The organism is Bosea sp. NBC_00550 (genome assembly GCF_026020075.1).
Classification (GTDB): Bacteria; Pseudomonadota; Alphaproteobacteria; order Rhizobiales; family Beijerinckiaceae; genus Allobosea.
On record NZ_CP102773.1, the window covers coordinates 378226 to 391248 of the forward strand.

Genomic DNA, 13023 nt, shown 5'->3' on the forward strand with positions numbered 1-13023 from the left:
GCGCTGGGAATCCCGGCCGCGGCCGCTGCACTCGCCGCGGTCACCAGGACATCGCGGCGTGATGCGCCCCGCGCAGGTGACGGATTTGATGTCGTCATCGCCATCTCTCTGCCGGTTGCAGTTGCGTGTAGCCACGCAATCCCGCTGCGCGACCGGACGCTCAATGGTCAGCAGTCAGCGAACCGATCAGGCTCGGACGGGCGCGGCGGCGGCCAACTCACTCCGGCTGGTCGGCCTGCCGTTGATCGTCTCGTAGATGGCCTTGGATTTGCCGAGCGTGTCCATCAGCGACTTCGGCCCCTCGAACGGCCTTCCGCCGATATGCCAGCCATCAGTATGCAACTCTTCGATCAGCACCCATACGACCTCGCGGAACGCTTCCGATCCCTCAAATTGGACCATGACGTCGGTGAGGGCCTTGGCCATTGCGTGCTTCTCTTCGGGTGTGAAGACGCCGTCGACCAGCTTGACGTTGACGAAGGGCATGACATCGCTCCTGGAAAAGGTGAGTTGGAGTTCGTGTTAGTCGGCGATATCGACGACGATCTTGCCGCTTGCGCTGCGATTTTCGACCTCGCGGTGGGCGTCGGCCACTGCGTGGAATTCAAACCTGCGTGGATCGACGAACGGCTTGACCCTCCCGGACTCTACCAGCCTCGTTGCCTCGCGCATGATCTCGCCATGGTGCTCACGACCTTGACCCGTCAGCATCGGCAACAGGGTGAAGACGCCCGAATAGCTCGCGGCGCGGAACGACAGTGGAGCGAGCGAGTGAGTGCCCCATCCGAGGCAGCTCACCACATGGCCGAAGCGGCGGACCGCGTGGAACGAGGCGTCAAGGGCAACACCCCCCACGGTATCGTAGACGACGTCGAAGCCGCGGCCGCTGGTGTGATCGTCGACATACTCCTGAGAAGTTGCCTGCTCGCGGTCGATCGCAGTGGCCCCCAATTCCTCGATAGCCCCTCCCTTGGAGGCCCTATCGACCGCGAACACCTCAGCGCCGAAAGCCCGAGCGATCTGGATCGCCATCAGCCCCACGCCACCGGCACCCTGAACCAGAACCCTCTGCCGGGCCTGGACCTGGGCTCGGTCGACTAAACCTTCCCACGCCGTGATGAACACGAGGGGGAGCGCGGCGGCCTCGCGCATGCTGAGATTGACGGGCTTCGGCGCAAGAAGGCTGGCATCGACCGCAGCAAACTGCGCCAGCGATCCTTGAAGCCCCCCGACGCCTCCGGTCAGCCCGTACACCTCGTCTCCAAAAGCGAAGCCGGTGACGCCGGCCCCGAGCGCCTCGATAGTGCCGGCGAGATCCATTCCAAGGATCGCGGGAAAGGGGTGTTTCGCGTGTGCCGCGTTTCCACTCCTGATTTTGAGGTCGAGCGGGTTCACGCCGCTCGCCTTGACGCGGACCAGGACCTGGCCTGCTGCTGGCTCCGGGCGAGCGATGCTCGCCCGAGTAAAAGGTGCATTGGTTTCGTTGAGGACTAGTGCGTCCATTGCGGCTGCAGTGGTCATCGTCTGACGCCTCTGTGAGGACATTCGCCGCTTACCCTGCGGCACACAGACGATGACCAACAGGCCAACCGGCAGCCAGAGAATTCTCGTGAATTCTTGTGTGGCCGCGCCAGCGCTGCGTACAAACGCGCTGATGGTCAGGCTAGGACAATTCGGCCAGGAGAGCCTTCGCGGCTCTCAGATCGGCTGTCTCAAAGCCTTCGCCGAACCGGCTGTACACCGTCGCCAGCGACCGATGCGCTTGAACGATCTCCCCGCGGCCGCGTAGGAAACGGGCAAAGCTCATGCTGGCTCGGAGCTCCCACGACAGAGCGTCCTGCTGTTGCGCCCGCTTGATAGATTCAAGGAAACACGGCTCGACCAAAGCTGCGCCGACGCCTTCCTGCAACAGAATCTCGCCCTTGACGCGCAAAAGCTCGGCGACGCACCAAAGCTCCTCTTTTTCCTCGCTCCGCAGGATAGCGGCTTCGACGAGTGAGCGAGCCTCATCGACTTGCCCCGAAAGCGCTAGCGCTTCGGCGAGGAAGCCGGAAAATCTGATGTTGTAGAGAGTGAACAATCTCCCCTGTTGAAGTTCGCCCAGCGCCGTCCGGAGAAGTGGAATCCCGCGGTCAAGCAGACCCTGCTTGATCAAGAGCGTGCCCTTCCAGCAGCGGCCGAATACCTCCCATGGGCCAAGCGCATTTGTTGCCGCCTGGTCGAGCAAAGTCGTGATCGCGAGATCCGCAGCCGCCAAATCCCCGACGTGAACCCAGACGGGACATCCCCAACGCGATAAGGCATCACATAGTGAAATCGCGTGGCCGGTTTCTCGAGCAGCATCGATTGCGTGGTGCACAGCCTCCACTGCCTGATCAGGGAAGCCCTGCATCCAGAGGAGTTGAGCCGGCTGCACGCGGGCGGTCACGGATTGTCCGAATCGAAAGCGTACCGAACTGGCTGGGCTGCTTCCGGCGGCGGAGACATCGTGAGCAAGCATACGATCGGCATGATTACGAGCGCCCCGACAATCCCCCATCGAAAACAGTGTCATGCTGAGCATCCGATCGCCGATGAAGCGATCGAGGCTACTTTCGGCGAGCGTCATGAACCGTTGTGCGAGTTCAAGTGACGCTCGGTACTCACCCATGCCTACCTGACAGAGCCACAAACCCCAAAGGGCCTCCAACTGAGCCTCACCATCGGCGAGGTCTTCGGCTATCTCCAATGCCTTGGCGAACGCAGCCGGAGCTTGCGGCGCGAAGCCGACCTTGAAAGCTTGAGACAGACCGAGAGCTCGGTAAAGCTGCATGACCTGGCGCGCCTGCGCATCCCGGACTGCTCCCGGGCCAAGGCCCGACAATGCGCGCTGAACACCGCTCAGGCATTCGTCGACCGACGACAGCTGATACCAAAGCGGGATGGCGGCCACGGTCACTGCGAGGCCGACCTCTGAATCGCCCTGGGTCGAATAAGTCCAGTCCAGAACCATGCGCACATTGTTGATGTGTCGGCCGTACCGGCCGAGCCACTCATCACCGGGCAATGTGTCGACTTCGCCATGCGCGTGCTTCAGCACTGCGCACAAATAGTCGGCCACGCGCCGCATGGCGCAACCTAGCTCGCTTCGTTCCGAAAGTTTGGCCAGCGCATAGGCACGGGTTGTATCGAGCAACCGGTAGCGTGCGACTTCTCCGTGGGCTTCCGCCGCGACGAGAGACTTAGCGATCAAATTTGCCAGATGATTGCGGATGTCGGTGGCTAAGTCGCCGGCACCGCTCATGATGGCGTTGACGGCCTCAAGCGTAAACTCGCCGGCAAACACGGCGAGGCGACGCAGGACCGCCTGCTCCGGCGCCGACAGCGCCTCGTAACTCCAATCGAGCGTAGCAGCGAGCGTCTGATGCCTCGGGAGAGCGGTACGCCGACCGCCAGTCAACAGCCGGAAGCGGTCGTCGAGGAGTTCCGCGATTCCTCGCGTGCCAAACGCCTCGACGCGGCCCGCCGCAAGCTCAATCGCCAATGCAATCCCATCAAGCTGGCGACAGATGTCAGCGACGACAGGCGCCTCATTGTCGTCGAGCTCGAAGCCACTGCCGAGTGACGTCGCGCGATCGACAAACAGCTGGACGGCCGGGAAAGTTAGTGCGTCCGCGGCGGTCAATCCCGCAGACGCGGCGGGCATCTCGAGGGGAGCGAGGCGATAAACGCTTTCGCCTTCCGCCCGCAAAGCCTCTCGGCTGGTGGCGAGGATGTGAAGTTCTGGAGCTTTTTTGAGAAGCGTCTCCGCCAACCGAGCTGAAGCATCAAGAACCAGCTCGCAACTGTCGAAGATCAGCAGCATCCGCCTTTCACGCAAATACGTGATCACACCGGGAAGCGGGTCCGAAGTCCCGTCAGCAAGACCGAGTGCAGCCGCCAGAACGCTTGGCACAAGCTGGGCGTTCGCAAGCGGCGCCAGATCAAGAAAGCAGACGCCATGCTCATACGACGACAAGAGTTGTTCAGCAATGGCGAGACAGAGCGTGGTCTTGCCGATACCGCCCGGTCCCACGACCGTGGTGAGACGGGATCTCTGAAAGCGGCCTCGTACGGCCTTGATCGCCTGCTCACGCCCGATTACCTGCGTCAGCTGTCGTGGGAGGTTGCTCTGGGCGCCGACTAACTCGGCTTTGATATTGAGATCGGAATACAAGACCGGAGCCACAAACCGGTAGCCGCGGCCTGGAACCGCAGCGATGTAGTGCGCGGCGGCCTGGTTATCGCCAAGGATTCTCCGAAGCAGGGCTACCTGAGCTCTGAGGTTCGACTCTTCGACAGTAGCGTTTGGCCAGGCGCGTGCCAGCAATTCATCTTTAGTAACAACCTCGCCGACGCGCTCGGTCAAGGCGATCAAAATTTCAAGAGCTCGGCTTCCAACCTGTACTGGTTCGTTATGTTGAAACAGGCGGTGCTGATCAGGATGGAGGCAAAACTCCCCAAACGCGAGCCCGACGCCGCCCGGTAGCCTGGCGGGTAATGATGCCTGGTCCATTCGGCGACATAGCTCCGGCTACCGTCGAAGTATTCGATTATCTGACTGGTCAAGCAATATGTAAGCCGAGGCCTCCCTCTCCTGTTTGATCCCAGGTTTTGATGGTGCGATCTTTTCCATCGGATGGAAGGAGGCACTATGGGCCAGGTTCTGCACGGGAGCGCCACAACGACGGAGGCGATCCGTCGAGCGATACAGCATAGTCAAGCGAGCCTGAGGGCTCTGGCAAAGCGCTACGGCCTCAACCAGAAGACCGTCGCGAAGTGGAAGAAGCGGGCCTCGGTGGCTGATCTGCCGACGGGCCCGCAGCAGCCGGCTTCGACGGTTCTGTCAGCCGAGGAAGAGGCGATCATCGTCGCCTTTCGACGACATACCCTGCTGCCTTTGGATGACTGCCTCTACGCGCTTCAGGCCACGATCCCGCATCTGACCCGTTCGTCGTTGCATCGCTGCCTGCAACGGCACGGCATCAGCCGGCTACCGGAGATCGAGGGCGACAAGGAGCCGAAGAAGCGGTTCAAGTCCTATCCGATCGGCTTCTTCCACATCGACATCGCCGAGGTCCAGACCGCCGAAGGAAAGCTCTATCTGTTTGTCGCGATCGATCGGACGAGCAAATTCGCCTTCGTGCAACTGGTGGAGAGCGCCAACCGGGTGACGGCCTCAGCTTTCCTCGTCGCCCTGATCGCAGCCGTTCCCTACAGGGTCCATACGATCCTGACCGACAACGGCATCCAATTCCGCTTCCCGCCGCGCTACGCCAACGGTCCCACGGCCCGTTACATCACCCACATGTTCGCGATGCGCTGCCGCGAGAATGGCATCGAGCACCGCTTCACCAAGATCAACCATCCCTGGACCAATGGGCAGGTCGAGCGAATGAACCGGACGATCAAAGACGCGACCGTCAAACGCTATCACTACGACAGCCACGACCAGCTCGATCGTCACCTCCAGGACTTCGTCTCAGCTTACAATTTCGGCCGGCGCCTGAAGACCCTCAAAGGCCTCACGCCCTACGAGTTCATCTGCAAGCGCTGGACTTCAGAGCCGGAAACGATTCACCCTCGATCCAATCCACCAAATGCCGGGACTAAACACCTAGTTCGAATGGTACGGGCCGCCCGGTCTTCTGTTGAACGATGGCGGTTCGGAGCCGAACCGTGCCGCCAAGGATGACGTCGCCGACGCGAAGGCGAACGAGATCGCATCCGCGTAGCTTGCTGTCGATCGCGAGGTTGAACATGGCGAGATCGCGAACACGCCCGTCATGTTGTAGCCGGGTGCGAATAGCCCAGATGTGCCTTGGCTTCAGAGGTGGCTTCGGGCCGATGATTCGTCCGAAGTTCCAAGCCTGATGCTGCAGTTCGTCTTGCGCTTGGGTATCCATGGCATATCCCCTTCGTGGGGTGCCGCATCCAAGACAATACTATCAAATGCGCAGGCGCCAATCAGCCTCTTCCAAGGCTCATTTGCGTGGTGCGTGGCCGCCTCGCGCCGATGTCGTTGAAAAAGTCGTCGTTGCTGCGGGTGTGAAGTCCTGATTCAGTCGTCTTGGGCGGAGGGCGGCGCGATGATGGGTGAACGGCGGGTGGCGCAGGAGGCGCTGTTCTACGAGTTCAGTCTTGAGCGTCACGTGCCGGACGATCATTGGGTGCGGTCGATAGACCGGTTCGTCGATCTTTCCGAGATCCGCGCACATCTGCGGCCGTTCTACAGCGAGATGGGTCGGCCCTCGATCGATCCGGAGCTGATGATCCGGATGCTGCTCATCGGCTATTGCTTCGGCATCCGTTCCGAGCGGCGCCTGTGCGAGGAGGTGCACCTGAACCTCGCCTATCGCTGGTTCTGCCGGCTCGGGCTTGAGGGCGACGTTCCCGATCACTCGACCTTCTCGAAGAACCGGCATGGCCGCTTCCGCGAGAGCGATCTTCTGCGTGAGCTGTTCGAGACGACCGTCCGGCGTTGCATCGAAGAAGGGCTCGTGGGCGGAGAAGGCTTCGCGGTCGATGCCAGCCTGATCAAGGCCGATGCGAACAAGCAACGTTCCGCGGACGCCTCAGAGCTGGTCGACTGGCACGATCTCGCCCGGACGCGTCGCTCGGTGCGCGAATATCTCGATACGCTCGATGAGGCCGCCTGGGGCGCGGCGAGCGAGGCGAAGCCGAAGTTCGTGTCGCGCGCCGATCCGGCCGCGCAATGGACCGGCGCTTTGAAGGGGCATGCCTTCTTCGCCTACGCCACCAACTACCTGATCGACCTCGACCACGCCGTCATCGTCGATGTCGAGGCCAGCCGCGCCATCCGGCAGGCCGAAGTCGGCTCGGCCCGGACCATGCTCGACCGAACGCAGGAGCGTTTTGGCCTCTGGCCGGCCAGGCTAGCCGCCGACAGCGCCTATGGCTCGGCCGAGAACCTCGCCTGGCTGGTGCATAAGCGCGGGATCGAGCCGCATATCCCGGTCTTCGACAAATCCCAGCGCAGCGACGGCACCTTCAGCCGCTCCGACTTCGCCTATGACCACGCGCGCGATCGCTACACCTGCCCGGGCGGGAAGGAGTTGAGGCCGCGCCAGAAGGCCTATCGAACCGAGCGGCCGCTCGTCGATGACGAGGGCATGATGCGTTACCGCGCCAGCAAGTTCGACTGCGACGCCTGCTCGCTGAAGCCGCAGTGCTCACCCAACATGCCCGCTCGCAAGATCCTGCGCTCGATCCATGAGGGCGCCCGCGACATGGCCAGGGACATCGCCGAGACCGACGCCTATGTCACCTCGCGGCGCGAACGGAAAAAGGTCGAGATGCTGTTTGCTCACCTCAAGCGCATCTTGCGGCTCGACCGGTTGCGACTGCGCGGACCGAATGGCGCCAGAGACGAGTTCCACCTCGCCGCAGCAGCCCAGAACCTCAGGAAGCTCGCCAAACTCAAGCCAAACGGGCCGCAGGTCAGGCCTGCCTGACCAAGCGAAGCCCTACTCTGCTAAATCCGCTCCCCGCCAGCGCCGATCTCAGGGCCGACTTTTTCAACGGTATCCGCCAGGAGCGGACTCTAGCGGCGTGCCGGAAAGCGGACATGGAGAGCGCGACGGCGTTGACCGGATCCGCCCCGTTGCTGCCGCCTTAGGCGGGGCCCTCGCGCCTTGCCGTGCTGGGACAACAGGCGCTGCGCAAAATCTTCGCCCGCACCATAGGTGTCGCGGGGTAGTGCCGGGCTCGCCTTGGCTGCCCGCAGCCAGCCTTTGCGAACAGCGTCGCCACTCAGGCGCGCTAAGCGGTGACGACGAGGCGAATCCCGTTGGCGGTGGAGGCGGTCATCACCGATGACCTCATGCTCGGGTGCAGTATCGCCGCTCAGTCCTCGGAAATCGGCGCGATCCAGTTGCGCGCGCGGGGCGTCCAGGTCACGGCGGTACCCGCGTGCTCGTTATCGACATAGTGCCGGTTAGCAATGCCGAGCAACTTCTCGACATTTTCGGCATTGCGAACCTCCTCGGCGCCGCTCGCCGAGGCCGCCGCCGCGGCCCGTACGGCCTCAATGTCGAGATCGGCATAATGACCGTTGCGATAGAGGATGCGCCCGTCGCACATTGTCATCCGCACATGCCGCGCGCCTGCGCGGCCCATCAGCAATGAAAGTGGGGCAATCGCCGGGCTGACATAGGATCCCAGTGCCGAGCGGTCGATCGCGATGATGTCCGCGCGGGCGCCCGCACGGATGATGCCTATCTGGCCAGCAAGCCCCATCGCGCTGGCTCCCGCCGTCGTCGCCATGCGTAGCAGCGCGCGCGCATCGGGGCCGGTCGCGTCCCGCCAACCGGCGCCGCCGGCCAGCCGTCCGGCGAGCCGCAGTTCAGCCAGCAGATCCTCGTCGTCGTTGATGGCTGTATTGTCGGTTCCGATCGCAACGCTGACGCCGGCTTCGAGATAAGCGTCGAGCGGGGCGATGCCGGCCCTGAGGCGCAGATTCGAACCGGGATTACGCACGACGGTTACGCCATGCCGGGCGGCGACGGCAAGGTCGTCGTCGCTGAGCCAGACGGCATGCGCCAACGAGGTGAGCGGGCCGAGAACGCCGAGGGCCTCCATCCGGCGCATCAGCCCCTCTGGGTAGAGCCGCTGAAGAGTGCGCACCTGCGCCCAGGATTCAAGTGCATGCATATGGATCGGTGTGCCATTTCGCTTCGCATCGGCGGCGAGCGCGGCGAACAGCCCGTCCGACACCCATTGTGGCCCCGCGGGAGCATAGGCGAGCGAGATCAGCGTCGAGCCGGCTGTCTCCGCCCGCAGGCTCTCCATCAGCGCGATCGTCGCCGGCCCGTCACCGGCATAGACGGTCCCGGATGGGTAGGCGGCAGGTGCCAAATCCTCGGGCAAAGTCGCGCGAAAATGTTCATCGGCCTCATGCGGATAGACGAAGAAGGCGCGGTCCATCGCACCGACCCCAACCATGGCGCGCAAGCCCGCCTCGGTATAGGCCCGGATCGAGCCGCGCAGTTCGTTCGCATAATCGCCCGTGCCGTAGGGCGTGTTGGCCTGGATCGTGGCAGTGACACCGGCCGCGATCATCTCCGCCGCCGCCAGCAAGGCGGCGGCATAGGGATCCATCGAGCGCCGGCGACGTCGGTCGATCATCCAGTGTTCGAGGATGCCGTCCTCGTAGCCGAGCTGCAGACTCGTGATGCCGCGCCCGTGCTGATGGGCGTTGACTAGACCCGGCAGCAGGATCTGCCCATTGAGTTCGATCCGTTGCGCGCCGGCGCCGATGGCATCGGCCGGGCCGATGGCGGCGATCCTCCCGTCCTCGACGAGCACTGCCTCCGGCCGCGCCTCCGGCTCCTCGGCGCCTCGGATAGTGAGGTCTGGACAGAGCAGATAGGCGGTCATCGTCAAATCTCCTTGAGTGCCGCAGCAACCCGGAAGGCGTCGCCTTCGGCGAAAGGACGCGCCACGATCTGGATGCCGAGCGGCAATCCGCCCGGTCGCGGCACAGGCATGCTGATCACCGGCAGGCCGATGAAGCTGAGAGGAGCCGTCAGGGCCGGATAGCATGGCCGCGAGGCGACCTGCCTGCCGTTGAGCAGGATGCTGTCCTGGCCGATCCGGATTGCCGGAAATGGCAGGGCCGGGGCGATCAGCACGTCGACCTCACGGAACAGGGCCTCCGCCTGTCGTCGATACCAGGAGCGGAACCGCTGCGCGGCGCTGATGTAGGCGGCGGGCAGCATGGCGCCGGCGAGCATGCGGCCGCGTGTCATGGGGTCGAAGTCGCGGGCACGCTGACGCAGTGCCGGCAATTGTGACGCGCCGGCCTCACTCATCACGATCAGGTTCATCGCTGCGCGCGCTGCATCCGTGCGGTCGAGCACGACTGTCCTCGTCACACCGATCCGCTTCGCTGCCTCGGTGACGACGCCGATTGCATCCTCGCTCGCATTCTCGAAGAACCAGCCGCCGAGCATCGCGACCCTGAGCCCGCTGGCGGTGCCGTTGAGCAAATGAGAAACCGGAGCAGCAGGCCGGTCTGCCTGTGCGTGGTCGTGAACGTCCCGCCCCTGCAGCACATCGTAGCCGAGAGCGAGATCCCGGAGATCGGCGGCCAACGGGCCGATGTGGTCCATGCTCCAGGAGAAGGGGACGACACCACTCCGCGAAAGCCGCCCAAAGGTCGGCTTCAAGCCCCAGATGCCGCACATCGCGGCGGGGACGCGAATCGAGCCGCCGGTGTCAGTGCCGAGCGTCAGCGGAACCATGCCGGCAGCGACTGCCGCCGCGGAGCCGCCAGAGGAGCCGCCGGCGACGTGCTCAAGGGCAAGGGGGTTACGGGTCGGCCCGTAATGGGCGTTTTCCGTGGTGATGCCGCAGGCGAACTCGTCCATGTTCAGTGCGCCGACAAGCACCGCATCGGCCCGACGAAGCGTGGCGACGCCAAAGGAGTCGCTGACTGCGGGCGACGCATCCTGCAGAACCTTTGAGCCTGCGAGCGTCGTCAACCCAGCGACGTCGAACAAGTTCTTGACGGCGAAGGGGACGCCGGCCAGCGGGCCGACCTCCTCGCCACGCTCGATTTTGGCATCGACTATGGCCGCATCGGCGAGCGCCTGCTCGCCCACCACTGCGGTGAAGGCGTTGATGGCCGTGTCATGCTCGGCGATGCGGGCCAGAGCCGCACCGACCACGTCGACGGCTCTTCTCTGCCCGCTGCGGATATCGGCAGCAATTGCGTAGGCTGTTTCAGACATCGGCAACGAAGACCGGTGCGGGTAGCGTGTCGTCGAGCTGAGCGACGGTGTCCAGCAACATCCTGCCCTGCTCGATGAACTGTTCAAGCGCCGGCCGGACCTCGGCCCTGATGCCATCGTCGAGCGCCAGCCCGAGCGACCTGCTAAGATGATCCAGAACCGTGTCGTTCATTTGATCTTCCTTCATAGGGTGTCAAGGGTGCGAGCGGCCGCGATCGCTACGTGCGCTCAGGGGTTGTTTGCCCTGTCGAGGCGGGCATCCCCGTCTCGGGGCATCGATTGCGATGTCGAACATGACAAGCTCCAGGAATCGAGACCCTCGCGGGTTTCGGTTGCTAAGCAATTCTCGGACCCGCTCGAGCGACCTCGATAACCACCGTACATTCAGCTTAGGATGCTCTGCGGGGAGCGCTATGCTTGGGAATGCCGGCGCGGTGCTGAGGAGTTGACGATCGACGTTCCGGGCGATCTGACGCTCGATCGCATGGCGCTTATGGTGGAGGCGGCGCGCGACGACTTCGCATCGCCCATGTCACGAACAGGCCGTCAAGCCACATCGGCCGTCCGGAGTGCTGGTCGACTGCTGCCGGACAGGGATTTGGAGGAGCCGGGATACATGGTCTGTTATCCCGGCAGGTGCAGCGTTCCACCCACGCTCATGGCACTATCAGCCCATTTTGAGGCCATTCATGAAAGCATACAAACCATCTTTGTTTGCTTTCATCCGGCAAGGTCTTCACTGAATCCACGGATCAGCCGCGGCGCGGCTGCGGGCGCGCAAGCCCGAGATGATCGCGCAGCGTCGTGCCCGCGTAGTCCTTGCGGAACAGACCGCGCCTCTGCAGCTCCGGCACGACCAAAGACACGAACCTGTCCAGCCCGTCCGGTAGATGCGAGATCCGCACCATGAAGCCGTCAGTGGCGCCGTCGCAGAACCATTCTTCCATCCGGTCGGCGATCGTCCTGGCGGAGCCGACCACCGCGTTCATGCCGCCCCGCGATGCTGCGACTGCCTCGTAGAGCTGGCGGACGGTCAGCGTCTTCTCGCCCATCGCCTGCCGCATCATGTCGAAATAGGAGGTGGTGGCGTTTGCCCTGGCTGGAAGCATCCCGTCCGGGATCGGTTCATCGACGGGCAGCCCGCGCAGATCGACCTCGAGATCGACAGACAGAATCGCGCGGCCAACATCGGGATGGATCCTGCCCTGGAGCTCGGCGAACGCCTCCTGCGCCTGTTCGTCGGTTTCGCCGACGAAGGGGTTCAGCGCGGTCATCACCGCCAGCTCATGCGGTGCCCGGCCGTGCTTCGCCATGCGGCCCTTGAGGTCCTGATAATAGGCGCGTGCGCTGGGGAGATCGCGGTCGACGCTGAAGACGACCTCCGAGGTGCGTGCCGCGAGCTCCTTGCCGGGTTCCGAACCGCCTGCGCTGATCGCGACGGGGCGGCCTTGCGGCGGCCTTGGGACGTTGAGCGGCCCCTTCACCCTGTAGAACTCGCCCTTGTGTTCGAGCGGATGCCGCTTCGCCGGATCGAAATGGATGCCGCTCGCGCGGTCGCGGATGAAGGCGTCGTCGTCCCAGCTGTCCCACAGCCCGTTCATGACGTCGACGAACTCGTTGGCCCGGCGATAGCGCAGCGCATGATCGTCTTGCATGTCCCGGCCGAAATTCGCGGCTGCGGGCGCATAGGCTGTCGTGACGACGTTCCAGCCGGCCCGGCCGCCGCTGATGTGATCGAGCGAGGCGAACATCCGCGCCGCGTTGTAGGGCTCGGAATAGGTCGAGGAGATCGTCGCCGCGAGGCCGATGTGCTGCGTCGCGGCGGCAAGGGCTGCCATCAAGGTCAGGGGTTCGAAATGCCCGGTGTAGGCGCATTGCCGCGTGACACCGGCCATGTCGCCCGCCCGCGACGCCAGCGTGTCGGCGACGAAGAAGAAGTCGAGCTTGCCGGCTTCGGCGAGCCTGGCCAGCTTCAGATAGAACGGGAAGCTGATCTCGCCGCCGAGCGGGCTGTTCGGATCGAGCCAGGCCGCAGGGTGCACGCCGACATCGCTGATCAGGACGCCAAGGTTCATCATTCTACTGTCGTTCATCGATCGGGCTCGCCTCATGCGGCAAATCTCGTGCTGTGGGGCGCACTATAATGGCGTCGCGTCGCTGGTGGTTGCCGAATGCCGAAACCTCGGTTGATCGAATGCCGAAGCTCGGCAGGGAAGCCGCCTGCTAGATTGCGCGGGCCGGAACCCGCAAA

The 13023-nt window shown here is 63.7% G+C and carries 8 protein-coding genes and 2 pseudogenes; 2 read left to right on the forward strand and 8 right to left on the reverse strand.

Annotated elements, in window-relative coordinates; all coding sequences use genetic code 11:
* Positions 1 to 186: 186 nt before the first annotated feature.
* The 3 genes from NWE53_RS28810 to NWE53_RS28820 all read right to left on the reverse strand — a co-directional run bounded on the left by NWE53_RS28810 (position 187) and on the right by NWE53_RS28820 (position 4534).
* On the reverse strand, positions 187 to 486 hold the full coding sequence (locus NWE53_RS28810; protein ID WP_265055143.1) for a tautomerase family protein: 300 nt from the start codon (positions 484 to 486) through the stop codon (positions 187 to 189).
* Positions 487 to 522: 36 nt separating this feature from the next.
* Entirely contained in the window at positions 523 to 1521 is a 999-nt protein-coding gene (locus tag NWE53_RS28815) for a zinc-dependent alcohol dehydrogenase family protein (RefSeq protein ID WP_265055144.1), read from the reverse strand.
* Between the two features lie 142 nt (positions 1522 to 1663).
* On the reverse strand, positions 1664 to 4534 hold the full coding sequence (locus NWE53_RS28820; RefSeq protein WP_265055145.1) for an ATP-binding protein: 2871 nt from the start codon (positions 4532 to 4534) through the stop codon (positions 1664 to 1666).
* Positions 4535 to 4672: 138 nt separating this feature from the next.
* Here NWE53_RS28820 and NWE53_RS28825 point away from each other — a divergent pair.
* Positions 4673 to 5639 (forward strand): annotated as a pseudogene (locus NWE53_RS28825) (IS481 family transposase).
* Here the strand turns inward: NWE53_RS28825 and NWE53_RS28830 are convergent.
* Positions 5637 to 5924: pseudogene (locus NWE53_RS28830) on the reverse strand (site-specific integrase); the annotation flags it as partial. The pseudogenes NWE53_RS28825 and NWE53_RS28830 overlap by 3 nt on opposite strands.
* 183 nt (positions 5925 to 6107) lie before the next feature.
* On the opposite strand from NWE53_RS28830, the gene NWE53_RS28835 reads away from it, so the two are divergent.
* Positions 6108 to 7493, forward strand: a complete 1386-nt coding sequence (locus NWE53_RS28835; RefSeq protein ID WP_265051783.1) for an IS1182 family transposase — start codon at positions 6108 to 6110, stop codon at positions 7491 to 7493.
* Between the two features lie 391 nt (positions 7494 to 7884).
* Here NWE53_RS28835 and NWE53_RS28840 read toward each other — a convergent pair whose 3' ends face one another.
* The 4 genes from NWE53_RS28840 to NWE53_RS28855 form a co-directional block, all read right to left on the reverse strand.
* Positions 7885 to 9417 carry an amidohydrolase family protein gene (locus NWE53_RS28840; RefSeq protein WP_265055146.1) on the reverse strand — a complete coding sequence of 511 codons (1533 nt, stop codon included), beginning with the start codon at positions 9415 to 9417 and terminating at the stop codon, positions 7885 to 7887.
* Positions 9418 to 9419: 2 nt separating this feature from the next.
* Positions 9420 to 10772 carry an AtzE family amidohydrolase gene (locus NWE53_RS28845; protein ID WP_265055561.1) on the reverse strand — a complete coding sequence of 451 codons (1353 nt, stop codon included), beginning with the start codon at positions 10770 to 10772 and terminating at the stop codon, positions 9420 to 9422.
* Complete coding sequence (locus tag NWE53_RS28850) at positions 10765 to 10944, reverse strand: hypothetical protein (protein ID WP_265055147.1); 180 nt, start codon at positions 10942 to 10944, stop codon at positions 10765 to 10767. The genes NWE53_RS28845 and NWE53_RS28850 overlap by 8 nt, the downstream gene beginning before the upstream one ends.
* A 580-nt stretch (positions 10945 to 11524) precedes the next feature.
* On the reverse strand, positions 11525 to 12883 hold the full coding sequence (locus NWE53_RS28855) for an LLM class flavin-dependent oxidoreductase (RefSeq protein WP_265055148.1): 1359 nt from the start codon (positions 12881 to 12883) through the stop codon (positions 11525 to 11527).
* Positions 12884 to 13023 lie beyond the last annotated feature (140 nt).

What these genes read in the sequence shown, in the direction of transcription:
- NWE53_RS28810 (WP_265055143.1), bottom strand. Translation starts at nt 486, where the DNA reads ATGCCCTTCGTCAACGTCAAGCTGGTCGACGGCGTCTTCACACCCGAA.
- NWE53_RS28815 (WP_265055144.1), bottom strand. Translation starts at nt 1,521, where the DNA reads ATGACCACTGCAGCCGCAATGGACGCACTAGTCCTCAACGAAACCAAT.
- NWE53_RS28850 (WP_265055147.1), bottom strand. Translation starts at nt 10,944, where the DNA reads ATGAACGACACGGTTCTGGATCATCTTAGCAGGTCGCTCGGGCTGGCG.
- NWE53_RS28840 (WP_265055146.1), bottom strand. Translation starts at nt 9,417, where the DNA reads ATGACCGCCTATCTGCTCTGTCCAGACCTCACTATCCGAGGCGCCGAG.
- NWE53_RS28855 (WP_265055148.1), bottom strand. Translation starts at nt 12,883, where the DNA reads ATGAGGCGAGCCCGATCGATGAACGACAGTAGAATGATGAACCTTGGC.
- NWE53_RS28845 (WP_265055561.1), bottom strand. Translation starts at nt 10,772, where the DNA reads ATGTCTGAAACAGCCTACGCAATTGCTGCCGATATCCGCAGCGGGCAG.
- NWE53_RS28835 (WP_265051783.1), top strand. Translation starts at nt 6,108, where the DNA reads ATGATGGGTGAACGGCGGGTGGCGCAGGAGGCGCTGTTCTACGAGTTC.
- NWE53_RS28820 (WP_265055145.1), bottom strand. Translation starts at nt 4,534, where the DNA reads ATGGACCAGGCATCATTACCCGCCAGGCTACCGGGCGGCGTCGGGCTC.